General features: G+C 71.5%; 25 protein-coding genes. 10 read left to right on the top strand and 15 right to left on the bottom strand.

Annotation, left to right across the window (positions count from 1 at the left end; genetic code table 11):
- Window positions 1-18 precede the first annotated feature (18 nt).
- Together IR170_RS12605 and IR170_RS12600 are read right to left on the bottom strand one after the other, a co-directional pair.
- Window positions 19-342, bottom strand: a complete 324-nt coding sequence (locus IR170_RS12605; RefSeq protein ID WP_193664532.1) for a DUF4235 domain-containing protein — start codon at window positions 340-342, stop codon at window positions 19-21.
- A gap of 20 nt (window positions 343-362) precedes the next feature.
- Window positions 363-872: a DUF3093 domain-containing protein gene (locus IR170_RS12600; protein WP_193664530.1), complete on the bottom strand. Its 510-nt coding sequence runs from the start codon at window positions 870-872 to the stop codon at window positions 363-365.
- A gap of 125 nt (window positions 873-997) precedes the next feature.
- On the opposite strand from IR170_RS12600, the gene dut reads away from it, so the two are divergent.
- From dut to IR170_RS12580, 4 genes are all read left to right on the top strand, one after another.
- Entirely contained in the window at window positions 998-1,450 is a 453-nt protein-coding gene (gene dut / locus IR170_RS12595; protein ID WP_056862590.1) for a dUTP diphosphatase, read from the top strand.
- A gap of 100 nt (window positions 1,451-1,550) precedes the next feature.
- The gene (locus IR170_RS12590; RefSeq protein WP_056862591.1) at window positions 1,551-2,222 is read left to right on the top strand and encodes a DUF3710 domain-containing protein; all 672 of its coding nucleotides are present in this window, start codon (window positions 1,551-1,553) and stop codon (window positions 2,220-2,222) included.
- 7 nt (window positions 2,223-2,229) lie between these two features.
- Window positions 2,230-2,592 carry an OB-fold nucleic acid binding domain-containing protein gene (locus tag IR170_RS12585; protein WP_056862592.1) on the top strand — a complete coding sequence of 121 codons (363 nt, stop codon included), beginning with the start codon at window positions 2,230-2,232 and terminating at the stop codon, window positions 2,590-2,592.
- The gene (locus IR170_RS12580) at window positions 2,589-3,359 is read left to right on the top strand and encodes a DUF3159 domain-containing protein (protein ID WP_319805053.1); all 771 of its coding nucleotides are present in this window, start codon (window positions 2,589-2,591) and stop codon (window positions 3,357-3,359) included. Before IR170_RS12585 ends, IR170_RS12580 begins: the two co-directional genes overlap by 4 nt.
- Before the next feature lie 43 nt (window positions 3,360-3,402).
- Here the strand turns inward: IR170_RS12580 and IR170_RS12575 are convergent, their stop codons facing one another.
- Window positions 3,403-4,074: a potassium channel family protein gene (locus IR170_RS12575; RefSeq protein ID WP_056862593.1), complete on the bottom strand. Its 672-nt coding sequence runs from the start codon at window positions 4,072-4,074 to the stop codon at window positions 3,403-3,405.
- A 1-nt stretch (window position 4,075) separates the two neighbouring features.
- Window positions 4,076-4,723 carry a potassium channel family protein gene (locus tag IR170_RS12570; protein WP_227489238.1) on the bottom strand — a complete coding sequence of 216 codons (648 nt, stop codon included), beginning with the start codon at window positions 4,721-4,723 and terminating at the stop codon, window positions 4,076-4,078.
- 70 nt (window positions 4,724-4,793) lie between these two features.
- Between IR170_RS12570 and IR170_RS12565 the strand changes: the two genes are divergently transcribed.
- Window positions 4,794-6,836 carry an APC family permease gene (locus IR170_RS12565; RefSeq protein ID WP_056862595.1) on the top strand — a complete coding sequence of 681 codons (2,043 nt, stop codon included), beginning with the start codon at window positions 4,794-4,796 and terminating at the stop codon, window positions 6,834-6,836.
- The gene (locus IR170_RS12560; RefSeq protein ID WP_193664528.1) at window positions 6,833-8,059 is read left to right on the top strand and encodes a class I SAM-dependent RNA methyltransferase; all 1,227 of its coding nucleotides are present in this window, start codon (window positions 6,833-6,835) and stop codon (window positions 8,057-8,059) included. The genes IR170_RS12565 and IR170_RS12560 overlap by 4 nt, the downstream gene beginning before the upstream one ends.
- Before the next feature lie 119 nt (window positions 8,060-8,178).
- On the opposite strand, the gene IR170_RS12555 is transcribed toward IR170_RS12560, so the two are convergent.
- The 7 genes from IR170_RS12555 to IR170_RS12525 form a co-directional block, all read right to left on the bottom strand.
- On the bottom strand, window positions 8,179-9,156 hold the full coding sequence (locus IR170_RS12555) for a YeeE/YedE thiosulfate transporter family protein (RefSeq protein ID WP_193664526.1): 978 nt from the start codon (window positions 9,154-9,156) through the stop codon (window positions 8,179-8,181).
- Between the two features lie 190 nt (window positions 9,157-9,346).
- Window positions 9,347-10,048: a hypothetical protein gene (locus tag IR170_RS12550; protein WP_193664524.1), complete on the bottom strand. Its 702-nt coding sequence runs from the start codon at window positions 10,046-10,048 to the stop codon at window positions 9,347-9,349.
- A gap of 56 nt (window positions 10,049-10,104) precedes the next feature.
- Window positions 10,105-10,758: a zf-HC2 domain-containing protein gene (locus IR170_RS12545; protein WP_193664522.1), complete on the bottom strand. Its 654-nt coding sequence runs from the start codon at window positions 10,756-10,758 to the stop codon at window positions 10,105-10,107.
- On the bottom strand, window positions 10,755-11,246 hold the full coding sequence (locus IR170_RS12540; RefSeq protein ID WP_319805052.1) for a sigma-70 family RNA polymerase sigma factor: 492 nt from the start codon (window positions 11,244-11,246) through the stop codon (window positions 10,755-10,757). The genes IR170_RS12545 and IR170_RS12540 overlap by 4 nt, the downstream gene beginning before the upstream one ends.
- Window positions 11,247-11,376: 130 nt before the next feature.
- On the bottom strand, window positions 11,377-12,003 hold the full coding sequence (locus IR170_RS19545; protein ID WP_227489148.1) for an alpha/beta fold hydrolase: 627 nt from the start codon (window positions 12,001-12,003) through the stop codon (window positions 11,377-11,379).
- A gap of 110 nt (window positions 12,004-12,113) precedes the next feature.
- Window positions 12,114-12,611, bottom strand: coding sequence for a uracil-DNA glycosylase (locus IR170_RS12530; protein WP_193664518.1), 498 nt, complete (start codon window positions 12,609-12,611; stop codon window positions 12,114-12,116).
- Between the two features lie 503 nt (window positions 12,612-13,114).
- Complete coding sequence (locus IR170_RS12525; protein ID WP_193664516.1) at window positions 13,115-14,041, bottom strand: LysR family transcriptional regulator; 927 nt, start codon at window positions 14,039-14,041, stop codon at window positions 13,115-13,117.
- A 92-nt stretch (window positions 14,042-14,133) separates the two neighbouring features.
- Between IR170_RS12525 and IR170_RS12520 the strand changes: the two genes are divergently transcribed.
- Window positions 14,134-15,276 carry a TDT family transporter gene (locus IR170_RS12520; protein WP_193664514.1) on the top strand — a complete coding sequence of 381 codons (1,143 nt, stop codon included), beginning with the start codon at window positions 14,134-14,136 and terminating at the stop codon, window positions 15,274-15,276.
- A 106-nt stretch (window positions 15,277-15,382) separates the two neighbouring features.
- Here the strand turns inward: IR170_RS12520 and IR170_RS19985 are convergent, their stop codons facing one another.
- Entirely contained in the window at window positions 15,383-15,511 is a 129-nt protein-coding gene (locus IR170_RS19985; RefSeq protein WP_264674811.1) for a hypothetical protein, read from the bottom strand.
- A 222-nt stretch (window positions 15,512-15,733) separates the two neighbouring features.
- Here IR170_RS19985 and IR170_RS20370 point away from each other — a divergent pair, with 222 nt between their 5' ends.
- Together IR170_RS20370 and heR are read left to right on the top strand one after the other, a co-directional pair.
- Window positions 15,734-16,108, top strand: a complete 375-nt coding sequence (locus tag IR170_RS20370) for an Lsr2 family DNA-binding protein (protein WP_319805051.1) — start codon at window positions 15,734-15,736, stop codon at window positions 16,106-16,108.
- Window positions 16,109-16,474: 366 nt separating this feature from the next.
- Window positions 16,475-17,272 carry a heliorhodopsin HeR gene (heR, locus tag IR170_RS12510; protein ID WP_193664512.1) on the top strand — a complete coding sequence of 266 codons (798 nt, stop codon included), beginning with the start codon at window positions 16,475-16,477 and terminating at the stop codon, window positions 17,270-17,272.
- Window positions 17,273-17,379: 107 nt separating this feature from the next.
- On the opposite strand, the gene IR170_RS12505 is transcribed toward heR, so the two are convergent.
- Genes IR170_RS12505 through IR170_RS12495 form a run of 3 tightly spaced genes read right to left on the bottom strand, consistent with a single transcriptional unit; the run spans window position 17,380 to window position 20,058 of the window.
- Window positions 17,380-18,369, bottom strand: a complete 990-nt coding sequence (locus IR170_RS12505) for an ABC transporter ATP-binding protein (RefSeq protein ID WP_193664505.1) — start codon at window positions 18,367-18,369, stop codon at window positions 17,380-17,382.
- Window positions 18,366-19,259 (bottom strand): ABC transporter permease, encoded by an 894-nt coding sequence (locus IR170_RS12500; RefSeq protein ID WP_193664503.1) that lies wholly within the window; start codon window positions 19,257-19,259, stop codon window positions 18,366-18,368. Before IR170_RS12500 ends, IR170_RS12505 begins: the two co-directional genes overlap by 4 nt.
- Window positions 19,252-20,058 carry an ABC transporter permease gene (locus IR170_RS12495; RefSeq protein WP_193664500.1) on the bottom strand — a complete coding sequence of 269 codons (807 nt, stop codon included), beginning with the start codon at window positions 20,056-20,058 and terminating at the stop codon, window positions 19,252-19,254. The genes IR170_RS12500 and IR170_RS12495 overlap by 8 nt, the downstream gene beginning before the upstream one ends.
- Window positions 20,059-20,296: 238 nt before the next feature.
- Between IR170_RS12495 and IR170_RS12490 the strand changes: the two genes are divergently transcribed.
- The gene (locus IR170_RS12490) at window positions 20,297-23,158 is read left to right on the top strand and encodes an aconitate hydratase (protein WP_193664498.1); all 2,862 of its coding nucleotides are present in this window, start codon (window positions 20,297-20,299) and stop codon (window positions 23,156-23,158) included.
- Window positions 23,159-23,240: the final 82 nt, after the last annotated feature.

Genomic DNA, 23,240 nt, shown 5'->3' with positions numbered 1-23,240 from the left:
GCTGGTCCCAGGCCGGACTCAGCTGGTGGGCGTGGACGCCTGGGAGGCGTCCTGGCCGTCCTTCTGCAGCTCGGCGGGCAGGTGGCCGGTCGACTTGGCGTAGTAGTGCGCGGCCTTGCGGGCGGCCAGCATGCGCGCGATCTGGATGAAGGTGCCGCTCGCGGCCGCCCAGGCGACGGCCTCCCAGATCTCCACGTCGGGGTCGGCGGGGTTGGCGGGCGGGTTCTTGCCCGTCGCGGCCTTCCACGAGGTGTTGAGGGTCTTCTTGGCCACCGTCGCCGCGCCGATCGCCGCGGCGAGGGAGAAGACGGACCAGATCTTGGAGGAGCCACCAGATGCCATGAGGCCGACCCTACCGTCGCTCAGCCGGCGTGCTGCTCACCCTGCGCGGTGGTCGGGCCCGCCCCGCCCGTCCCGCGGGGCGACGCCGCGGCCGCGGTGAGCGCGGCGGCCAGGGCGTCGGGACGCCGGGTGCTGAGCAGCCAGTACGGCGTCGGGTCGGCCGGGTCGGTGAGGTGCACCCGCACCGCGCGCTTGCGGTAGGGCCGCAGCAGCAGGAAGGCGCGGGCGTCGGCGTCGCGACCGGCCGCGAGGCGGGCGGCCTCGGGGGTGAGCGGCTCCACGGCACCGACGTGCTCCAGACCGATGCGGGCGCGGCCCGCACGCAGCTCGCCGTCGGCGACGCTGATGACGGCGTTGCCGTAGGCGAGCAGGAGGGCGGCCATGAGGGCCACCGAGAGGCCCGCGACGACCCAGGCCACCACGCCCGGCACGGCGACGACCACGGCCAGCCAGAGCGAGGCGACGAGCATCGTGCCCTGCACCCACCAGCGCAGGGGCACGGCGAGTCGCTCGCGGTAGGTCGGGGTCACGCGGCTCAGTTTCCCACTCCCGCCCGCCCCGCGGCGACCTGGGGCGGGTGCGAGCCGCGCGGGGGCCGACCGGGGAGCGCCGTGCACGGCGCGGCCCGGCGCAGCGCGGGGCTAGGGTCCGGGCCATGAGTGACCTCGAGCTGCCCGTGGTGCGCCTCGACGCCGACCTGGCGCTGCCGGCGTACGCGCGTCCCGGTGACGCCGGCGCCGACCTGCTGACCACCGTCGACGTGACGCTGGCCCCCGGCGAGCGCGCGCTCGTGCCCACGGGCATCGCGCTGGCGCTGCCGGAGGGCTACGTCGGGCTCGTGCACCCCCGCTCGGGGCTCGCGGCGCGTCACGGCCTGTCCATCGTCAACAGCCCGGGCACCGTCGACGCGGGCTACCGGGGCGAGGTCAAGGTGCTCCTCGTCAACCTCGACCCGGGCGAGCCGATCCTGCTGCGACGCGGTGACCGGGTGGCGCAGCTGGTCGTGCAGCGCGTCGAGCGGGTGCGTTTCGTCGAGGTCGACCGGCTCCCCGACAGCGAGCGCGGCCAGGGGGGTTACGGTTCTACCGGAGGCTTCGGCCAGGGCTGACCCAGGGCCGCACCTCCGCAGCGCGCCCGCCGCGCCGCCGCACCCGTCCGGGGCGGTGCGGGCGGGCCGACCCAGACGATCCACCGAGGAGCAGGCTCTCGTGAAGTTCCGCCGCAAGTCCCAGGTCACCGCCGAGGAGCTCGACGACGCGTCGCAGCCCCAGGAGCCGGCCCGCGGCCCCTTCGACGCCGAGGACCTCCCCGACGACGGCGTCACCCGCGCCGACCTCGGCTCGCTGCTCATCGAGCCGAGCGCCGACCGCGAGCTGCGCCTGCAGGTCGAGGAGTCCACCGGCAAGGTGCAGGCGGTCATGCTGGCCGGCCCCGACGGGGCGCTGGAGCTGCGCGCCTTCGCCGCCCCCCGCAACGGCGACCTGTGGAGCGAGGTCAGGCCCCAGATCGCTGCCGACATGACCCGCCGCGGTGGCACCGCCACCGAGGTCGAGGGCCCCTTCGGCGTGGAGCTGCAGTGCCAGCTCGCCACCCAGCTGCCCGACGGCCGCACGGGCACGCAGCACTCGCGCATCATCGGCGTCAACGGCTCGCGGTGGCTGCTGCGCGCCACCCTCATCGGCGGTCCCGCGCGTGAGCCGGAGACGGCGGCCGACTGGGAGCACGTCATCACCCGGGTCGCGGTGCGCCGCGGCGAGGGCGCCATGCCCGTCGGGGAGGCGCTGCCGGTCTCGCTGCCCGACAACGCGCGCAAGGTGCAGCCCGCCCAGCGCACGGCCCAGGAGACCGGCCAGCAGCTCACCCAGCCGACGGGGGAGTAGGTCATCCGTGGGTGAGAAGAGCCGGCTGCGCCGCAGCATCAGCAAGTGGGCCAACAGCTCCGACCAGCACGCCCGCGACCTGCGCAAGACCTACTGCGAGCCCGGCCACGACACGATCGCCGCCGCGCCCGACCGTGAGCGCGTCGTGCTGCGCGGCACGCTCCGCACGGTGACGCTGCGCCCGCGCGGCGGGGTGCCGGCCCTGGAGGCCGAGCTGTTCGACGGCTCCGGGGTCATCACCATCGTGTGGCTCGGCCGCCGCCGCATCGTCGGGATCTCCCCGGGGGTGTCGATGCAGGTGCAGGGTCGCATCGGCTGCCACGACGGCGTGCGCGTCATGTACAACCCGCGCTACGAGCTGATCCCGTGAGCGACCCGCTCCGTCCCGCCGGCGACCCCGTGTCCCGGTCCGCCGACCAGCCCGGCGCGCCCGTCGACCAGCCCGAGCACGACCCCGGGGTCGAGAGCGTCGAGGCCGTGGTGCGCGCGCAGCTGGCCAAGGCCCTCGGTGGGCGTCGCGGCATGGTCGAGGCCGCCGTGCCGACCCTCCTCTTCACCGTCCTGTGGCTGACCACGCGCGAGCTGAACCTCGCCATCGCGGTCGGCGGCGCGGCCGCCGCCCTGGCCCTGGTGGTGCGGCTCGTGCAGCGCTCCACGGTGCAGTTCGCCGTCAACGCGCTGGTCGGCATCGGCATCGGCTGGTTCTTCGTCGCGCTCTCGGCGCGCAACGGCGGCAGCGCCGACGAGCAGGCGCTGGCCTACTTCCTGCCGGGCCTGATCTACAACGGCGTCTACGCCGTGGCGATGGGGCTGACCTGCCTCATCCGCTGGCCGCTGGTGGGCTTCATGGTCGGCAGCGTCACCGGCGACCCCACGGCCTGGCACGCCGACAAGCAGGTCGTGCGGCTGTGCACCACGCTGACGTGGCTGCTGGCCGTGCCGTGCGTCGTGCGGGTCGCCCTCCAGCTGCCGCTGTGGCTGGCCGGCCAGTCCGGCGCCATGGACGTCGACACGGTCGTCGCCGCGCTCGGCGTGCTCAAGATCGCGCTGGGCTGGCCGCTGCAGCTGCTCGCCCTCGGCGCGATGATGTGGGTGCTCGGCCGCAACCGCACGCCGGTTTCGCCCGCCACCGCCTGAGACCGGCCCGGGCGCCGCGCGGACCCGGCGTACGCCGGTCGGCTCAGCCGCCGTGGGAGGAGGGCGCGAGCAGCCGCTCGAGCTCGTCCTCCTTCTCGGCCGGCACGACCAGCAGCAGCTCGTCGCCCGACTCCACCGGCTGCTCCGGGGTCGGCACGTAGACCTGGCCGTCGCGCAGGATGGTGACGAGCGCGCAGTTGTCGGGCAGCGGGATGAGGCCCGAGGGCTTGCCGACGTAGGGCGAGTCGCTGGGCAGCGTCATCTCGACCAGGTTGGCGTTGCCCTGGCGGAAGGTGAAGAGCCGCACGAGGTCGCCGACGCTCACCGCCTCCTCGACCAGGGCCGACATGATGCGCGGGGTCGAGACGCTGACGTCGACGCCCCACGCCTCGCTGAAGAGCCACTCGTTGTTGGGGTGGTTGACCCGCCCGACGGTGCGCGGCACCCCGAACTCGGTCTTGGCCAGCAGCGAGGCGACCAGGTTGGCCTTGTCGTCGCCGGTGGCGCAGATGAGCACGTCGCAGCGCTCCAGCCCGGCCTCCTCCAGCGACGACATCTCGCAGCAGTCGGCCAGCAGCCACTCGGCGTCGGGCACCCGCTCGGGCTTGATGGAGCCGGCGTTCTTGTCGATCAGCAGGACCTGGTGGCCGTTGCCGATCAGCTCGCGGGCGATGGAGCGGCCCACGGCGCCGGCCCCTGCGATGGCGACTCGCACGTCAGTGCTCCTCAGGTCCTCGGTCGAGCACGGCGTAGGCGTGGGCCGCGTTGTCCTCGCGGATCACCAGGTGGAGCATGTCGCCCTCCTGCAGGATCGTCTCGCGCGAGGGCAGCATGCCCTCGCCGAGCCGGTCGATCCACGCGATGCGGCTGCGGCTCTGCTCCTGCATGGCCACGGTGCGGTGGCCGATCCACGACTCGGGCACCGTGACGTGGTCGACGCGGATGGTGCCGCTGGGGTCGCGGAAGTCGGGCTCCGCGCCGGCGGGCAGGATCCGGCGCAGCACCTGGTCGGCGGTCCACTTCACGGTCGCGACGGTGGTGATGCCCAGGCGCTGGTAGACCTCGGCGCGGCCGGGGTCGTAGATGCGGGCGACCACCTGCTGGAGGCCGAAGGTCTCGCGGGCGACCCGCGCGGCGATGATGTTGGAGTTGTCGCCGCTGGAGACCGCGGCGAAGGCGTCGGCGCGGCGGATGCCGGCCTTCTCCAGGACCTCCTGGTCGAAGCCGTAGCCGGTGACCTTGTCGCCGTTGAACCCCGGGCCGAGGCGCCGGAAGGCGTCCGGCTCGCTGTCGATGATGGACACGGTGTGGTTCCGGTCCTCGAGACTGCGCGCGAGCGTCGAGCCGACGCGGCCGCAGCCCATGATCACAACGTGCACGCCGTCACCGTATCGCCTAGGGCTCCGGGCCGTGCGTGCCGTAGCGTTCCGTCGCGTGGGAGTTGGCGACGTCTCGAAACGGATCCTGCTGGGACGCAAGCTGCGCAGCTCCCAGCTGGGGGAGACGCTGCTCCCCAAGCGCATCGCGCTGCCGGTCTTCGCCAGCGACGCGCTCTCCTCGGTGGCCTACGCCCCCGACGAGGTCTTCATCATGCTCTCGCTGGCCGGTGCCTCGGCCTACATGTGGTCGTGGAAGATCGCGATCGCCGTCGCGATCGTGATGGCGGCGGTCATCGCCTCCTACCGCCAGACCGTCCACGCCTACCCCAGCGGCGGCGGCGACTACGAGGTCGCCACCGTCAACCTGGGCCCGAAGGCCGGCACGACGGTGGCCAGCGCCCTGCTGGTCGACTACATCCTCACCGTGGCCGTCTCGATCTCCTCCGGCGCCCAGTACGCCGCGTCGGCCATCCCGGCGCTCAGCGGGCACGAGGCGACCTTCGGCTCCCTGCTGGTGCTGCTGCTGATGGCGATGAACCTGCGCGGCATCCGGGAGTCGGGCAGCTTCTTCGCGGCGCCGACGTACCTGTTCATGGTCGCGATCCTCGGCATGTGCGGCATCGGGCTCTTCCAGCTCTTCACGGGCAACCTGCCCCGCGTCGAGAGCGCCGACCTCACCATCACCCCCGAGCCGGGCCTCGAGGGCCCGCTCACCACCTTCGCGCTGCTCTTCCTGCTCGCCAGGGCCTTCTCCTCCGGCTGTGCCGCGCTGACCGGCGTCGAGGCGATCTCCAACGGCGTGCCGGCCTTCAAGCGGCCCAAGAGCAAGAACGCCGCCACGACGCTGCTGCTGCTCGGCATGATCGCGATCTCGATGATGGTCAGCGTCATCGTGCTCGCCCGCCAGATGGGGCTGAAGTACGTCGACCCCCACGACCTCGACCGGCTCACCCGCGACGGGCAGGCGCTGCCGGCCGACTACGACCAGCACACCGTCATCGCCCAGATCGCCGAGGCGGTCTTCCGCGACTTCCCGCCGGGCTTCTACCTCGTGGTCACGGTCACCGGCATCATCCTGGTGCTGGCCGCCAACACCGCCTTCAACGGCTTCCCGGTGCTCGGCTCGATCCTGGCCAACGACGGCTTCGCCCCCCGCGCGCTCGGCTCGCGCGGCGACCGGCTGGCCTACAGCAACGGCATCGTCTTCCTGGCGGTGATGGCCATCGTGCTGATCCTGGCCTTCGACGCCGAGACGACCCGGCTGATCCAGCTCTACATCGTGGGCGTCTTCGTGTCCTTCAACCTCAGCCAGCTCGGCATGATCCGCCACTGGACGCGGCTGCTGCAGACCGAGCGCGACCCCGCCGAGCGGCGCCGCATGGTGCGCTCGCGCCTGATCAACGCCATCGGGCTCAGCTTCACCGCCGTGGTGCTCGTGATCGTGCTGGTCACCAAGTTCCTCGCCGGTGCCTGGATCACGATCCTGGCGATGATCTTCTTCTACGCCCTCATGCGCGGCATCCGCGGCCACTACGACAAGGTCTCCGCCGAGCTGGCCGCCGACGAGGAGGACCGGGTCATGCCGACCCGCGTCCACGCGATCGTGCTGGTCTCCAAGCTGCACAAGCCCACGCTGCGCGCGCTGGCCTTCGCCAAGGCGACCCGGCCCAACGTGCTGGAGGGCATCTACGTCTCCGTCGACCCCGTGGCCACCGACAAGCTGCTCGCCGAGTGGGACGAGCGCAAGATGGACGTGCCGCTCAAGGTGCTCCACTCGCCCTACCGCGAGCTGGTGCGCCCGATCGTGGAGTACGCCACCGAGATCCGCCGCTCCAACCCGCGCGGGGTGGTCGCCGTCTACATCCCCGAGTACGTCGTGGGACGCTGGTGGGAGCAGCTGCTGCACAACCAGACCGCGCTCGTGCTCAAGGGCCGCCTGCTCTTCACCCCGGGGGTCATGGTGACCTCCGTGCCCTACCAGCTGCGCTCCTCGCAGATCGCGCGCGAGCGCCAGCTGTCCGACGACTTCCGCGTGCGACCCGGAGACCTGCGCCGAGGCCAGGTCGACGAGCGCCACCCCGACGAGCTGAGACGATGACCCGACACCCCCGCGCCCGCGCCGCCCGCCCCCGAGCCGCCCGTGGACGCTCCCGCGTCGGCGAGCGCTTCGAGGTCGAGGTCGGCCCCGTCGCCCACGGCGGTCACTGCGTGGCCCGTGTGCCCGACGGCGAGGACCTGCGGGTCGTCTTCGTGCGCCACGCGCTGCCCGGCGAGCAGGTCGTGCTCGCGATCACCGAGGGCACCGACGGCGACCGCTTCTGGCGCGGCGACGCCGTCGAGGTGCTCACCGCCTCCCCCGACCGCGTCACCGCGCCCTGCGTCTACTCCGGCCCCGGCGGCTGCGGTGGCTGCGACTTCCAGCACGTCGAGCTGGGCGCCCAGCGCGGGCTCAAGGCGGCCGTGGTCGCCGAGCAGCTGCGCCGCCTCGCGGGCCTCGACCTGGCCGTCGAGGTCGAGGCCGTGCCCGGCGACGACCACGGCCTGCGCTGGCGCACGCGCATGCAGTACGTCGACCTGGGCCAGGCCGACGACGGCGCACGCCGCGTGGGCATGCGCAAGCACCGCTCCAGCGAGGTCGTCGCGATCGACGACTGCCTCATCGCGCACCCCGAGGCCCGCGAGCCGGGCCCCGGCACCCTGAGCGAGACCGTCAGCGCCACGACCGCCGCCGGACCGGTCGGGCCGCACGACTTCACCGTCGCCGCCGACGGCTTCTGGCAGGTGCACCCCGGTGCGCCGGCCGCCCTCGTCGGCGCCGTGCTCGACGCGCTCGCCCCGCGGGCGGGGGAGTCGGTGCTCGACCTCTACTCCGGCGTGGGCCTCTTCGCCCGCTTCCTCGGCGAGGCCGTCGGCGCCGACGGCCGGGTCGCCTCGGTCGAGGCCGACCGCACCGCCTCGGGCCACGCCCGCAGCAACCTGGCCCCGCTGCTCGAGCGCGGCACCGGCGTGGAGATCGTGTGCGGGCCGGTGGAGAAGGTGCTGGCCCTGCGCGCTCAGGAGGGCCCTGACAGCGTCGACCTCGTCGTGCTCGACCCGCCGCGCACCGGCGCCAAGCGGGTCGTGGTGGAGCAGGTCGTCTCCCGCTCGCCGCGCGCGGTGGCCTACGTCGCGTGCGACCCCGCCGCCCTCGCCCGCGACGTCGCCATCTTCGCCGAGCACGGCTACCACCTCACCTCGCTGCGCGCCTTCGACCTCTTTCCGATGACTTCACATGTTGAGGTCGTGGCGCAACTTGTGAAAAGCGGTTCTGAGGTGCGGTGATGCGGCGCGGGACCTCGGCGTCGGACGCTCAGAACGTGCCTTGAGGCCCACTTTGGGCTCACTTGGTTGAGAGACGGTGACCAAAGGACTCTGTGCGAAGGGAAGTGGGGAGCGACGTGCTATCGACTAGCGGTCGCCGACCGCTTTGCGACTCGGCTCGCGCCGAGCCCCGCGACCCAGACCCCGGCGACCATGGCGGCCACGACCACGAGCGAGGAGACGTTCAACTGGGCGACTCCGGAGAGGCCGTGGCCGATGTTGCACCCGCCGGCGATCCAGCCTCCGGCCCCGAGCAGGAGGCCTCCGGCCGCGAGCTGGACGTAGCGGACGGGCTCCTCGCCACGGAGCCAGAAACCGACGGCAGTACGAGCGGCCAGGGTGCCACCCGCGACGATGCCCAGGAGGAAGGTGATCAACCAGTAGTTGGGGGAGCCGCCGGCGATGCTCGCGACGGCACCCACCGAGCTGGGGCCGAAGCTGGCGCCGCCCAGGGCCGCCAAGGCCCACCCGCTGGTGATCGCGATCCCGAGTCCCAGTCCGATCCTTCGCCAGCCCCACTGCCAATCGTGGGCCGGGGACTCGCGACCCGGCCGCAGCCACAGAGCGATCGCGACGCCGAGGAGAAGCAGGACGGCCACGCCGAGGCGCGGCACCCCGAGCAGGCCGGGGATGGTGGCAGCCTCGCCACCCGCAAGCACCGTCGGACCGGGCAGCCTGAGCTGGCGGGCGACCAGCTCACCCGCTGCCCAGCCGGTCAACCCGACCACGGCACCGAGCATGCCTGAGCCCAGCTTGTAGAACAGCCCCGAGACGCATGACTTGGCCACGACCATCCCGATGCCGATGATCAATCCGCCGGTCACGTTCGCCACCGGGCGGAAGGCCAAGCCCTGGTTGAGCCCACTGGTGCCCGGAAGGAGGAACAGCAGCGCGAGGCCCACCGAGGCCAGCGCCACGCCGAGGGCCCAGCCTCGGACCAGGAGGAACCGGCCGTCCAAGGAACCGCGGATGGCGGAGTGGAAGCACAGCTGCCCCCGCTGCAGCACGTAGCCCATGGCCACGCCCGCCACCGCTCCGGTGATGACGGAGGTGATCATGCCCAGGTGCGGACGGCGCCAACGACGGACGGCCAGGTCATAGTGGCTCCAGGTGGGGTGTCAGCATTCGTCGATTCTGCCTGCCCCGTCCCACCCGAGGTGCGACGGCGTCCGAGGGCGGCCCGCTCGAACCATGAGTCACACCCTGTGACGATCGGCGCGCGACGCGGGGAGAGCGTTCGGATCCCCTTCAGGAGGCGCCGTTGATGCGGAAGTCGACGGTCTCGACCTTGGAGGCGACGCCGATGATTTCGAGGTCGCGGCGGTCGATGTGTCCGTCGGCGTTCTGGTCGGTGACCACGGCGGGCGCGTCGTTGTAGATGCCGTCGTGGTTGAGGTCGTCGATGACGGCGACGGTCAGCGTGGTGGTGACGTCCTTGCCGGCGATCGGGGCGCCGACGATCCAGGTGTCCCAGATCTCGACGTCGTTCTTGGAGCGGTCGGTGACGCCGGTGAGGTTGAACAGGTTGGCCAGGTTGGTTCCGGGGCCGGAGAAGCCGGGCAGGGTGCTGTTGGTGGTGCTGGTGAGCACGACCAGGCCGGGCATCCGGTCGTCGGCACCGGTCGAGAAGCTGCCGGGGAAGGGAGCGGTGTTGTTGTGAGCGGCCGGCCCGGTCAGCTGGTTGGCCGTGAAGCCGGTGCCCGCCAGCGTGGTGTCGTCGAACTCGATGTCGAGGTCGACGAACCACCCGGCTCCGGCGATGCCGGCGTTGTCGCCGCGTGCGGGGGCGAGGATCTCGACGTCCACGGACTTGGCCGCTTGATGGCGGTCGCGGTGCCCGGCCCCAGGGGCGGCGGAGGCCCCACCGGCGGTGGCGGCGTAGGTGCCGCCGAGCGCCGCGGTCACGGTGAGGGCGGTGAGGGCGGTGAGGGCGGTGGTCATCTTCTTCATGGTGGGTCCCTTTCGTCGGATGTCACGCAGGTGTACGCCGTCTCCGGCGGATCGGTTCACCGGGTGGCGGCGGAGAGGACGAGATCACCGTTGGAGTCGGTGACGCGCACCTGGGCCACGTCGCGCGTGACGAATGCCGCCGCCCCGGTCACGTGCGCCTCGCCGTTGCCGGTCGATCCCCAGGTGGCGACCTGCTGGCGCTCTCCCGCGGGTGAGACGAGCCATGCGACGAACTGCTCGTCCTGCGGGAGCCCCCGCAGGTCGAGCTCGACCGAGGTGCCCCACGGCTTGGCGCTCAAAGAGGTTGCACCGGTGGCGCTCACTCCCGCCGGTGCGCTCAGCGCGAGAGTCGTTCCGACCGGTGCGTCGGGTCCGAGGACCAGCGCCGTGCCGACACCCGCTCCGGCGACCAGCACGACCGCGGCGGCCGCGGTGAGGAGGAGCCGGCGACGTCGACGGCGGGTCCGCAGGGCTCCGATCGCGTCACCCAGGGCAGCATCGGAGGTTTCGCGGTGTGCTGATGCCGGTGCCCCGTCCCGCAGCAGCGCCGGCAGCCCGGCGTACGTCGCGAGCTCGTCGCGGCATGCGGCGCAGGTCGGGAGATGGGCCTCGAGCCGAGCCCGGTCGTCGGCGTCGAGACCGCCCAGGACGTAGGGGCCCAGCAGCTCGCGCAGCCGGGTGTGAGCGCGGTCCTCTTCTTGCTGGTTCATCGCTCGACTCCCATCTCTTCGAATGCGGTGCGCAGGATGCGGATCGCGTAGTAGGACCGTGACTTCACGGTGCCCGGGCGCAGTCCGAGGGTGCTGGCGGCCTCGGTGACCGTGGCGCCGCGGTAGTAGAGCTCGTCGACCACGGCCCGGTGCTCGGGTGAGAGCCGGTCCAGCGCCTGCTCGACGAGGTAGGCGTCGACGACTGCGTCGGCGCGGTCACCGACCGACTGGGCTGCCGCGGTGTCGTCGTCGCCGATGAGTCGTGGGCGGCGCTCGTCGGCGCGCCACAGATCGATGACCAGGTTGCGGGCCACCGCGAACAGGTAGGCCCGCGGCTCACCGCGGGTCGGATCGATCTTGTCCAGGTTGCGCCAGCCGCGCAGCATCGTTTCCTGCACGACGTCCTCGGCGCGGCCCCGGTCATCGACCAGGCGCAGCACGAAGGTCATTAGGGCCGTCCCGTGCCGTAGGTAGAGCTCGGTCAGCACCCGCTCGTCGGCCTCGTCCGGCCTCCCGGGTGCCCGCGAGCCCGGGCGTAGCGATCTCACGAGCCTGGGTACGACGCGCTCTCGGGATCGGTTCACGGTGTCGCGCCCAGCACGACGGCTCCGTGCGGGCTCACGGGGCAGCGAAGCGCTTGAGGCGGTGGAGCATCGCGCCGAGGACCGGTGCGGCCTGGTCGGTGGCGAAGATGTTCTGCGCGTGGGCCGAGCCCGGCAGGATCGTCACCTCGTTCTCCTCACCGGGCGAGGACGCGGCCAGCTCCATCGAGACGTGGGCCACGGGCTCGTCCTTGCTGGCCACGAAGAGCTTCGGCTCGTCTCCGAGCCCCTCGACCGTTGCGTTCGGCGACAGCAGGATCAGCTGATCGGCCAGCTCTGGGTCCTGGGTCGCGAGATCGAGGATGGCGTCGGCCCCAGCGCTGGCGCCGACGAGCGCGACGTCAGCGACTCCCTCGGCTTGTAGCTGTTCCACGGCATCGCGAATCGCATCGGGGTCGATGTCCTCGACCGCGATTACACTCGCCCCCTGGTCGGCGATCGCGACGGCTTGCCTCTCCCAGCTGGCCGCGTCGAAAGCAGCGCCATGCGCGAGGACAACTCCGTAGTCTCCCTCACCCCACCTCAGCGCCGGGGCGCCGGCCACGGAGATGCTCTTCCCCGAGGAGCCGCCGCCCGAAGTGCTGTTGGTCGTCTGAGGCGACCCTCCGCAGCTGACGAGGGCCAGGACGACGACCGGTGCCATCGCGGTTCGCCTCAGGCTTTGGAGCATGTCCACCACATTAGGTCGCTCAAAGGCCTCGAGTACTTACAGGAAGCTGACGGCAGATGGCTGCGCACCAGGCAGTGGGCCGTTCACCGGCAGAGATCCGCGGCTCGTTCCAGAGCGGCGGTGGTTCGGCGGAAGGCCTCCTGGCGCCGGTGTCCGTTGGCGGGTGAGGGATGGGGAACGGCCAGGGTGGGGACGAGGACCGGGTGCTCGGCGAGCGTGAGGTACCGCATCCAGCCCTCCAGCGCCGCGCTGCCGAAGGGCACGACCACCCGGAGGTCGACCAGTTCGGCGAGCAGGGCGCTCAAGGCGGGGCGGGCCTCTTCCAAGTCGTTGACCCGGGGGCTGCGGAGTCGACCTTCAGGTCCGGTCAATGCCCAGGGGACGACGTTCCACCGCAGGCAGCGCGCCGGGTCGAGCCTGGAGGGGGTCAGCGCCCGGCGGACCTGTCGGGTGGTGGGATCGTCGTTGTCGAGCGAGCTGAAGCCGAGGTCACCCGCGGCAACCGTCTTGGGGCCCGGCGCCTCCATCAGCAGCAGGACCCGGGCGCCCGTGCCAGCGCCGTCGGGGTCGAACCAGGGCACGAACCTGGTACCGCTCGGACCTCCGAACCGCCACCCTTCGACCAGCTCGTTCAGCCGACCGACCGGAACGTCATGGACGCGGGCTCGCTTGCTTGCGGGGTCTGGTCGCACGCAGTCAGTTCCAGCCCACGAGCGCGACACCGGTCGCGATGCAAAGGCGCACGAGGCCGGCGACCTCCGGGAGTGGGAGCGCTTGCTCGTCGCGGACAGGAGGCGACCACGTCATGAGCAAAACCCTATGCCGAGCGTGACCGAGCCGCCTGCTCGCGCCTACACGTCCGCGATGCTGGGACACAAGGCCGTGTTGTGGGTCCACACCACGAAGCCGGTGATTAGCAGGCCTCGCTCGCGGACACCCTGCAGGAAAGGAAGGGAGGTGGCACACATGCGGCTCACCAAACCAGGAGTTCAGATCGAGATCGTGGCGCTCTACTCGCTCGGCTTGCTCGTGGTGCTCGGAACCGTTGCTCGTGGTCCACCGATTCGTTGTGTAGGGGCTATGGTCAGCGTTCGGTCGTTCGCGCGATCGCCACAAGATCTCGCACCGCGCCCGTGGGCGGGTTCTTGGTTCCGACCCAGACGGCGCGGAAGTACCGTCTCAGGTCGAGGTCCAAGACCGCCACGACACTCAGGCTCCCGGAGTCCACGTCGCGCGCGACGACGCGACGGCTGAGGAACGCCGGCGCGCTGCCGGCAAGGACCGCCTCACGAACAGCGGTCGCGGTGGTGAGCTCCACCTCCGGGTCGCCCACCACCAAGCCATGCTTGGCCAGGGCGATCTCGAGAACCTCGCGGGTGCCCGAGCCCTCCTCACGACTGGTCAGCGCAAGTGCTGCCACCTCCTCGGGCAACAGAGGGGTGCGTCGTCGACTCAGCGGTGCGCCGGCCGCCGCGACCAGGACGAGCTCGTCCTCGGCGACGGTCACAGACCGCACCGCCGCCGGCGCCTCGACTCCCTCGACGAAGCCGACGTGAGCCGTTCCTGCGCGAACCGCTTCGACCACGTCGCGGCTGTTGGAGGCATGGAGACTCACAGCCGTCGCCCGGTAGCCCTCGCTTTGCTGTCGCTGGCGCAACTGCACCAGCCAGCGGGGGATCAGACTCTCCGCGATCGTCATGCTGGCCCACACCACGAGCTCGCGACTACGGTCGCCGCGCAACCCCTCGATCGCGGTGTCTACCTCGTCGGCCAGATCGAGCAACCTCGCCGCCCACTCGGCTACGACCACGCCGGCCTCGGTGAGCTGTGAGCCACGTGCGCCGCGTCGTAGGAGCGTCAGGCCCGTTTGGGTCTCCATCGCCCGCACACGTTCGGACGCGGCCTGCTGGCTCATGCCGTTGGCACGGGCCGTGCCACCGATGCTGCCATGCCGGGCGATGCCCACGAGCAGGCGCAGTGCATCGAGATCAGGGAGATGCGGAGTGGGCACAAGCCAAACCTACGGCAGTCACAAGCCCTGGTTGTGCATGCACAACTCGGCGGGGACTACTGACCCACCGTGTGCACTCGCAGACTCAAGTCATGAGCATTCTTGAAGCCCGCACCAGCACCAGCGAGCGCCCCGCAGATCGTCGTACTTTCCTGACCGCTCTCGAGGGACAGTCCGCGTTCGGATTCATCGGCCCGAACTGGTTCGCCTCCGTGATGGGCACCGGGATCGTCGCGAACGCCGCCGCGACCCTGCCCGTCAAGGTCCCCGGTCTGCTGCCTTTCGCACGGATCGTGTGGATCCTCGACGTGATCCTGCTCGCCGTCATCAGCGCGGCGACAATCATCCACTGGACGCAGCACCCCCGCACCGCGCGGGGACACCTCGACAACCCGGCGATGTCCCACTTCTACGGCGCCCCGGCTATGGCGCTGATGACCGTCGGAGCCGGCGCCCTGCTGGTCGGTCAGCCGCTGGTCGGCCAGGGGACAGCGGTGGGCATCGACTTCGTGCTCTGGACCGCCGGCACCCTGCTCGGTCTGTGGACCGCGGTGGCGGTGCCCTACAAGGCCTTCACCACCCACGAAGTGAAGCCGGACGCCGCCTTCGGGGGCTGGCTGATGCCCGTCGTACCGCCCATGGTCAGTGCAGCCACCGGCCCCCTGCTGCTGCCCCACCTGCCCGCCGGTCAGTGGCAGCTCACCATGCAGCTGGCCTGCACGATGATGTTCGGCCTCACCATCGTCGCCAGCCTGGTCGTGATCACGATGATCTGGACCCGCCTGGTGCACCACAAGGTCGGAGCCGCAGCCGCAGTCCCCACACTGTGGATCGTGCTCGGCCCGCTCGGCCAGTCGATCACCGCCGCGCACACCCTGGGCGCGACAGCCACCGACGTCTACCCCGCACCGTACGGGCGCGCCTTCGAGGCCATGGGGCTCGTCTACGGCGCACCCATGTGGGGATTCGCCATGCTCTGGCTCGCGCTCGCGATCGCCATCACGATCCGCACTATGCGAGCAGGCATGCCCTTCTCGCTGACCTGGTGGTCCTTCACCTTCCCAGTCGGCACCGTCGTCACCGGGACGTCAGGACTGGCCGCCATCACGGGTGCGCACTTCCTGGCAGTCGCTGCAGTGCTCTTCTACGCCGGCCTCCTGCTCGCCTGGGGCACCGTGGCAGCTCGTACCGGGCGCGGAGTGTTCTCCGGCCACCTGCTGCGCGCCCCGGCCTAACCTCCCTCGGCCCCGGACTGTGCTGATCCGGCACGTCAGCATGGTCGGGCTCGGTCGCGAGCGACTGGATTCGACACGTCATCGAAATGTCAGGCAGCGATGTGAGTCAGGCCTGCGCTTGGCGGTCGAGTCGGTGGCGGAGGGTGCGGTACTCGATGCCGATGGCGAGCATGACGACGCCTGGGTGACAGCTGGCGGGCAGGGTGAGGATCAGGATGCCGGATGACTTCGTCATCGCGCGCAACACCGAACCCGGATCGACGCTCCCGTACCTGCTCCGGATCCCGCTCGAGGAGGGAATCATCCTCAAGGCGAAGGACGTGTGGCCGCGCACCGGCAAGGTCTACTGCCACCGGCTCGAGGAGTGGCCACCCGACGCCGAGATCGTCGAGCAGGTGGCGGTGCGGTCCTGCGTACGACGGGGCGCGGCGAGCTCTCCGCGATCCCGCGCGCCGCCGTGGTCGTCGAAGAGGGCTACTCGCGGGGCGTCAAGGTCGACTACGTCCGGCCGAGTCTCGTGGCCGACGGGATCGCCGAGTGCCAGATCCGGTTCCCCAACGTTCCGATCATCTTCTGCGAGACCCGCAAGCTCGCCCAGGAGTGGACCTACCGCTTCCTCGCAGCTGCGCGCGTAGGACTGGCCGAGGAGATGGTCGGCGCCAATGCCGCACGAGCCCTCGAATCGGCACCGCCGCTCGCGCCCGCACCGCCGACCCCGGCGTACGTACGTCGCTGGGCGTCCACGCACGACATCGTCGTCTCCGACCGCGGCCGGATCCCCGTGGCGGTGATGGATCAGTACCTCGAAGCACGCGCTCGCGGCGACACCTGAACATGCAGTTGATTGCGACCGTCGGTGCCCGCAGACACGAGGGCTCGGAATGGGCTCGCTTTGATTCGCAAGCTCCCTCAGCGACGTGCTGACGACGTCAGACCTCTCGGGCGGCATCGCTGCAGGTCAGAGGTCAGTTTCGCCTCCTGACCGCAGCTGACCGCAAAGGATCGCGTCTACGCTCAGGAGCGTCGGCGTCTTCCCGATGACGCACCACGTGGAGTGCGTCGCCCTGCTGGAGCAAGCGGGCGCCGACCCGCGCTGACCCGCGCTGAGGCTGCTCGGGCTCCCGTGGTCGACGGCACGGACCGGCCGCAGGGTCCCGAGGGGGCCGCGCGCTGCTCCCGCGGCCGCCATACTGGACGCGTGACGAGCCGCAAGCCTTCCTCCCGCACCTCGCAGGCCCCGGCTGCGGAGCTCGACGAGGCCAGGCTGACCGACCTTCGGCGGTGGAACGTCGGCCTGACGGTGCTCCACGCCGCCCAGGCGATCGCGGTGCTGGTGCTCGCCTCGGACTTCGCGATCGACGTGTCGACGGCGTACCCGGAAGGCCCCCCGGGTAGCCGTGTCCCTGCTCCGACCGTGGCCTTCGACGTGCCGATCGGCCTCGCCGTCTCCGCGTTCCTCGCCCTGGCCGCGCTGGACCACGGTCTGACCGCGACGGTGCTCCGCACCCGTTACGAGCGCGACCTGAGGCGGGGGATCAACGTCTTCCGCTGGGTCGAGTACTCGGTCAGTGCCACGATCATGATCCTGCTCATCGCCTTCTACGCCGGCATCACGCAGGTCAACGCCGCGATCGCCATCATCGGCGCCAACGTGGCGATGATCCTCTTCGGCTGGCTCCAGGAGACGATGAACCCGCCCGGCAGGTCGTCGACGACCATGCTGCCGTTCTGGTTCGGCTGCATCGCGGGCGCCGCGCCGTGGGTCGCGATCACCGTCAACATCGTCGGGTCCGAGACCGTCCCCGGGTTCGTGTACGGCATCTTCGTCTCGCTCTTCGTGTTCTTCACGTCGTTCGCGCTCAACCAGTACCTGCAGTACCGCGAGGTCGGGCCGTGGCGCAGCTATGCGTTCGGGGAGAAGGCCTACCTGGCGCTGAGTCTCGGCGCGAAGTCCGCGCTGGCCTGGCAGATCTTCGCGGGGTCCCTGGCCGGCTGAGGGCACCGGGAGCACCAGCGGCCCGCGGGCCCGGCCGTGGAGACCTGCGCGGTCGGGTCGAGGCCGACCGACTCGTCGCCGGCCCCTCCCTGACCGGCCGGGCCGCCTCAGCGGCGAGCAGCGTAGACCCGGCGCACGACGTCCTCGACGTCGGGCTCCTCGATCGACAGGTCGAGCACCTCGGCGTGGTCGGAGACGGCGGCGAGCACGCGCGCGGCGGTGGTGGTGTCGGGGTCGAAGGAGAGCCGCTGGCGCAGACCGCCGCCCTCGCTGCCCAGGTGGCGTACGTCGGGCAGGCCGGTGAGGTCGGGGGTCGCCCCCGCGAGGTCGACCACCAGCACCCGCTCGGCGCCGACGGTGCGCGAGAGCCCGGCGAGGTCGCCGTCGAAGACCAGCGCGCCGCGGTCGACCAGCAGCACGCGGTCGCAGAGCCGCTCGACGTCGCCCATGTCGTGGGTGGTCAGCAGCAGGGTCGTGCCGTGGGCGCGGCGCTCGGCGACCAGGAACTCGCGCAGCCGCTGCTTGGAGAGCACGTCGAGGCCGATGGTGGGCTCGTCGAGCACGACCAGCGCGGGGGAGTGCAGCAGCGCCGCGGCCACCTCGGCGCGCATCCGCTGGCCCAGCGAGAGCTGGCGCACCGGGGTGCCGAGGACGTCGCCCATCTCCAGGCGCTCCACCAGTTCCTCGGTGCGGGCGCGCTCAGCGGCGGCGTCGAGGGAGTGGATCGCGGCCAGGATCCGGAACGACTCGCGCACCGGGAGGTCCCACCACAGCTGCGAGCGCTGCCCGAAGACCACGCCGACGCGACGCGCCAGGCGGCGCCGGTCCTCGACCGGACGCAGCCCGCAGGTGCGCACCGTGCCGGAGGTCGGCACGAGGATGCCGGTGAGCATCTTGATGGTGGTCGACTTGCCCGCGCCGTTGGCGCCGATCCAGCCCACCGCCTCCCCGGCGCCGACCGTGACGGTGAGGTCGTCGACGGCCCTCACGCGGCGGCGGCGCAGCCCGTCGCGCACCGTGAACTCCCGGGTCAGCCCGTGGGTCTCGATCACGGGCCCGGTCTCGCCCGGGCCGCCCGGTGTCGTGGGACCGCTCATCCGCCGCCTCCTCGGTAGTGGCGCACGCCGGTGCGCCAGCTCAGTGTGGCCAGGGCCCAGGCCCACACCGCGGCCAGCGGTGCGCACCAGCCCAGCCAGCCCGGCAGCCAGTCCGACCCGGGCAGGTCGAGCAGGGCGAGGGCGGGCAGGTAGGCGGTGAAGGCCATGGGGAAGAAGAAGCCGAAGACGACCACCAGCGGCCGCGACCACACGCTGGCCGGCTGCGAGGCGGCGTAGCGCCCGCCGTAGACGAAGGCGTTGGTCAGCTCGGCGCCGTCGAGGAGGAAGAACTGCAGCCCGGCGGCGGTGACGAAGAGCGCGGCGAAGGTCGCGATCCCGCTGGCGACGGCCACGAGCAGCAGCGCGACGGTGGCCGGCGACCACGCCACGTCGTTGACCACGAGCCCCGCCACGAGGGCGGCCAGCCCGACGGCCGCGCGGGCCAGGCGCCGCAGGCTCAGGTCGCTGGTGACGAGCTGGAGCAGCAGCGGCTGGGGGCGCAGGTAGAAGACGTCGAGGGTGCCGGCGCGCACGTAGGTCGGCAGCGTGTCGCAGTGGCCGAAGGCGAGGTCGGCGAGCGAGAAGCAGAGGTCGGCGAGGCCGAAGACCAGCAGCACCTGCGCGAAGTCGATGCCCCCGAGCCGGTCGACGTTGTGGAAGAGCACCCACACCTCGGCCAGCTCCACCACCCCGACCAGCAGCGAGCTGGCGAGGTCGACGCCGAAGCCGACGCGGTAGGAGCGCTGGGAGCGCGCCCGCGACCCCAGCACCGCGAGGTACGGCGCAGCAGCGCGCCGCCCGCGCGCGAGCGGTCCGCGGCGGGTCCCGGCGGGCGCGGCGGACCCGGATGCGGTCCCGGGTGCGGGCCGGGCCCGGGTCGGCTCAGCCACCCTGCACCTCCAGGCGGACCCGCCCGGCGCGGGTGAGCAGGTGACCCGCGAGCAGCACGAGAGCCAGCCACCCGACCTGGGCGGCGACCATCGCGAGGGCGCCGAGGCCCTCCACGCGCCCCGACAGCACGTCGACGGGGTACATCAGCATCGACGGGAAGGGCGTGGCCTGGGCGAGCGCGACCAGCCAGGAGGGGAAGAGCCAGATCGGCACGAAGAGGCCGGCCAGGAAGCCCGAGACCACCATGTAGAGCACCTGGAGCCCGCGGGCGTCGACCAGCCAGAAGCCGGCGGTGGCCACGACGTAGACCGTGGCCCACGACAGCACGATGCCGAGCAGCACGCTGAGCGCGCCGAGGGCGTAGGACGCCGGGTGGTCGGGGGTGGCCATGCCCACCACGAGGGCGCCGAGCACCACCGAGGGCACGCCGCGGGGGAGCAGCGCGAAGAGCGCCTGGCCCACGGCGGTGGTGATCGTGGCGGCCTGCACGTCGAGGGGGCGCAGGAAGTCGACGGCGATGTCGCCGGTCTTGATCCGCTCGGCCACGTCGGTGCGCCCGAAGAGGTTGACCGAGCCGAGCAGACCCTGGGAGAGCCAGATGTAGGCGCTCATCCGCGCCGCGTCGTAGCCGGCCAGCTCGCCGCCGGCGGCCTCGACGGTGGCGAGCAGCACGGCCACCTTGAGCAGCCCGAAGGTGGCGTTGGCGACCAGCCCGCCGAGCGCGGCCAGGCGGTAGGTCGAGCCGCGCCGGAAGCCGGCGACGAGCAGTCGCCAGTAGGTCCGCCCCGAGCCACGCACAAGCGCGAGAACCTACCCGCCGCGGCGACGCGCCGCAACGGAGCTGCGCGCCCGACGCGGCGCGGCGTACCGCGATCGCTCGACATGATGTATCTTGATATCAAGACAAACTGACGGTGATCGGTCGCTCGGTGTTAGGGCAGCCTTCCTTTTGAGGGGGTGCGTCCCGACGGCAAGATGGCAGCGGCGAACCAGAGACGGCGACGCGCACGCGTCGCACCAGAGGAGATGAAGGCGCATGCCCAGTCAGGACAGCTTCGGTGCCAAGAGCACCCTGGACGTGGACGGGAAGTCCTACGAGATCTTCCGCCTCGACGCGGTCGAGGGAGAGGGCCTCGACGTCGCGAGCCTGCCCTTCAGCCTCAAGGTGCTGCTGGAGAACCTCCTGCGCACCGAGGACGGCGCCGACATCACCGCCGACGACATCCGCGCGATCGCGGGCTGGGACGCCGACGCCGACCCCAGCAAGGAGATCCAGTTCACGCCGGCGCGCGTGATCATGCAGGACTTCACCGGCGTGCCCTGCGTCGTCGACCTGGCCACGATGCGCGAGGCCATGGCCGAGCTCGGCGGCGACGCCAGCAAGATCAACCCCCTCGCCCCGGCCGAGATGGTCATCGACCACTCCGTGATCGCCGACGTCTTCGGCACCCCCGAGGCCTTCGAGCGCAACGTCGAGATCGAGTACGAGCGCAACCGCGAGCGCTACCAGTTCCTGCGCTGGGGCCAGGGCGCCTTCGACGACTTCAAGGTCGTCCCCCCAGGCACCGGCATCGTGCACCAGGTCAACATCGAGCACCTCGCCCGCACGATCTTCACCCGCGAGGTCGACGCCGGCGACGGGACGACCAGCCTGCAGGCCTACCCCGACACCTGCGTCGGCACCGACTCCCACACCACCATGGTCAACGGCATCGGCGTCGTCGGCTGGGGCGTGGGCGGCATCGAGGCCGAGGCGGCCATGCTCGGCCAGCCCGTCTCCATGCTCATCCCGCGCGTGGTCGGCTTCAAGCTCAACGGCGACCTGCCCGAGGGCACCACCGCCACCGACCTCGTGCTCACCATCACCGAGATGCTGCGCAAGCACGGCGTGGTGGGCAAGTTCGTCGAGTTCTACGGCCCCGGCGTCTCCGCGCTGCCCCTGGCCAACCGCGCCACCATCGGCAACATGAGCCCCGAGTTCGGCTCGACCATCGCGGTCTTCCCGATCGACGAGGAGACCACGAAGTACCTCAAGCTCACCGGCCGCTCCGAGGAGCAGCTCGCGCTGGTCGAGGCCTACGCCAAGGCCCAGGGCCTGTGGCACGACCCGTCGGCCGAGCCGCGCTACTCCGAGCGCCTCGAGCTCGACGTCTCCACCGTCGTGCCGTCGCTGGCCGGCCCGAAGCGCCCCCAGGACCGCGTCGAGGTCACCTCGGCCAAGACCGCCTTCCGCGGTGCGCTGAGCGAGTACGTCGACGAGGGCGACAACGACCCCGACGACGCCGCGGGCGCCACCGGCTACGACGAGACCGTCGAGGAGACCTTCCCGGCCTCCGACGCCCCCTCCCACGAGGGCAACGGCTCGGCCCCGCCGCGCGACTACGTCTCGGCCGCCCCGGCCGACGGCGGTCGCCCGAGCAACCCCGCCCTGGTCACGCTGGCCGACGGCACGCAGTTCGAGCTCGACCACGGCGCCGTCACCATCGCCGCGATCACCTCGTGCACCAACACCTCCAACCCCTCGGTGATGATCGGCGCGGCCCTGCTGGCCAAGAAGGCCGTCGAGAAGGGCCTGCAGCGCAAGCCCTGGGTCAAGACCACCCTCGCGCCCGGCTCGAAGGTCGTCTCGGACTACTACGAGAAGTCCGGCCTCACGCCCTACCTCGACAAGCTCGGCTTCAACCTCGTCGGCTACGGCTGCACGACCTGCATCGGCAACTCGGGCCCGCTCATCCCCGAGGTCAGCCAGGCCGTCAACGACAACGACCTCGCCGTCGTCTCCGTGCTCTCGGGCAACCGCAACTTCGAGGGTCGCATCAACCCCGACATCAAGATGAACTACCTGGCCTCCCCGCCGCTGGTCGTGGCCTACGCCCTGGCCGGCTCGATGGACGTGGACCTGTTCACCGACCCGCTGGGTCAGGACACCGACGGCCACGACGTGTTCCTCAAGGACATCTGGCCCAGCGCCGCCGAGGTCGAGGACGTCATCGCCGACGCCATCACCTCGGAGATGTTCACCAAGGACTACGCCGACGTCTTCGCCGGCGACGAGCAGTGGCAGTCGCTGCCCACGCCCGAGGGCAAGACCTTCGCCTGGGACCCCGAGTCCACCTACGTCCGCAAGCCTCCGTACTTCGACGGCATGCCCGACGAGCCGGCCCCGGTCACCGACATCGAGGGCGCCCGCGTGCTCCTCAAGCTCGGCGACTCGGTCACCACCGACCACATCAGCCCGGCGGGTGCGATCAAGAAGGACTCGCCGGCCGGCAGGTACCTCGCCGAGCACGGCGTCGAGCAGCGCGAGTTCAACTCCTACGGCTCGCGCCGCGGCAACCACGAGGTCATGATCCGCGGCACCTTCGCCAACATCCGCCTGCGCAACCAGATCGCCCCCGGCACCGAGGGCGGCTTCACGCGCGACTTCTCCGCCGACGGCTCCGGCGACGTCACCACCGTCTTCGAGGCCTCGGAGAAGTACATCGCCGAGGGCACCCCGCTGGTCGTGCTGTCGGGCAAGGAGTACGGCTCCGGCTCCTCGCGCGACTGGGCGGCCAAGGGCACCGCGCTGCTGGGCGTCAAGGTCGTCATCGCCGAGTCCTACGAGCGCATCCACCGCTCCAACCTCATCGGCATGGGCGTGCTGCCGCTGCAGTACCCCGAGGGCCAGAGCGCGGAGTCGCTCGGCCTGACCGGCGAGGAGACCTTCTCGGTCACCGGCGTCACCGCCCTCAACGACGGCTCCACCCCGAGGACCGTCAAGGTCGTCGCCACCGGTGGCGGCCACGACGACGTCGAGTTCGACGCCGTCGTGCGCATCGACACCCCCGGTGAGGCGAACTACTACCGCAACGGCGGCATCATGCAGTTCGTCCTGCGCAACCTGCTCAAGGCCTGACCGAGCCGGGCCCGTCCCAGGACGGGCCGACCCGCTCCACCACCGGTGCCCCGGACCGCAGCTGCGGTCCGGGGCACCGGTG

It is taken from the genome of Nocardioides kribbensis, from assembly GCF_015070375.1.
Lineage (GTDB): Bacteria > Actinomycetota > Actinomycetes > Propionibacteriales > Nocardioidaceae > Nocardioides > Nocardioides kribbensis.
This window is presented reverse-complemented; position numbering and strand designations above follow the sequence as displayed.

Excerpts from the sequence above, each read along its gene's own strand:
- IR170_RS12605 (WP_193664532.1), bottom strand. The coding sequence starts at position 342 with ATGGCATCTGGTGGCTCCTCCAAGATCTGGTCCGTCTTCTCCCTCGCC.
- dut (WP_056862590.1), top strand. The coding sequence starts at position 998 with ATGAGTGACCTCGAGCTGCCCGTGGTGCGCCTCGACGCCGACCTGGCG.
- IR170_RS12570 (WP_227489238.1), bottom strand. The coding sequence starts at position 4,723 with ATGGGCTGCGGCCGCGTCGGCTCGACGCTCGCGCGCAGTCTCGAGGAC.
- IR170_RS12560 (WP_193664528.1), top strand. The coding sequence starts at position 6,833 with ATGACCCGACACCCCCGCGCCCGCGCCGCCCGCCCCCGAGCCGCCCGT.
- IR170_RS12555 (WP_193664526.1), bottom strand. The coding sequence starts at position 9,156 with ATGATCACCTCCGTCATCACCGGAGCGGTGGCGGGCGTGGCCATGGGC.
- IR170_RS12550 (WP_193664524.1), bottom strand. The coding sequence starts at position 10,048 with ATGAAGAAGATGACCACCGCCCTCACCGCCCTCACCGCCCTCACCGTG.
- IR170_RS12545 (WP_193664522.1), bottom strand. The coding sequence starts at position 10,758 with ATGAACCAGCAAGAAGAGGACCGCGCTCACACCCGGCTGCGCGAGCTG.
- IR170_RS19545 (WP_227489148.1), bottom strand. The coding sequence starts at position 12,003 with ATGGCACCGGTCGTCGTCCTGGCCCTCGTCAGCTGCGGAGGGTCGCCT.
- IR170_RS12520 (WP_193664514.1), top strand. The coding sequence starts at position 14,134 with ATGAGCATTCTTGAAGCCCGCACCAGCACCAGCGAGCGCCCCGCAGAT.
- IR170_RS19985 (WP_264674811.1), bottom strand. The coding sequence starts at position 15,511 with ATGACGAAGTCATCCGGCATCCTGATCCTCACCCTGCCCGCCAGCTGT.
- IR170_RS12505 (WP_193664505.1), bottom strand. The coding sequence starts at position 18,369 with ATGAGCGGTCCCACGACACCGGGCGGCCCGGGCGAGACCGGGCCCGTG.
- IR170_RS12490 (WP_193664498.1), top strand. The coding sequence starts at position 20,297 with ATGCCCAGTCAGGACAGCTTCGGTGCCAAGAGCACCCTGGACGTGGAC.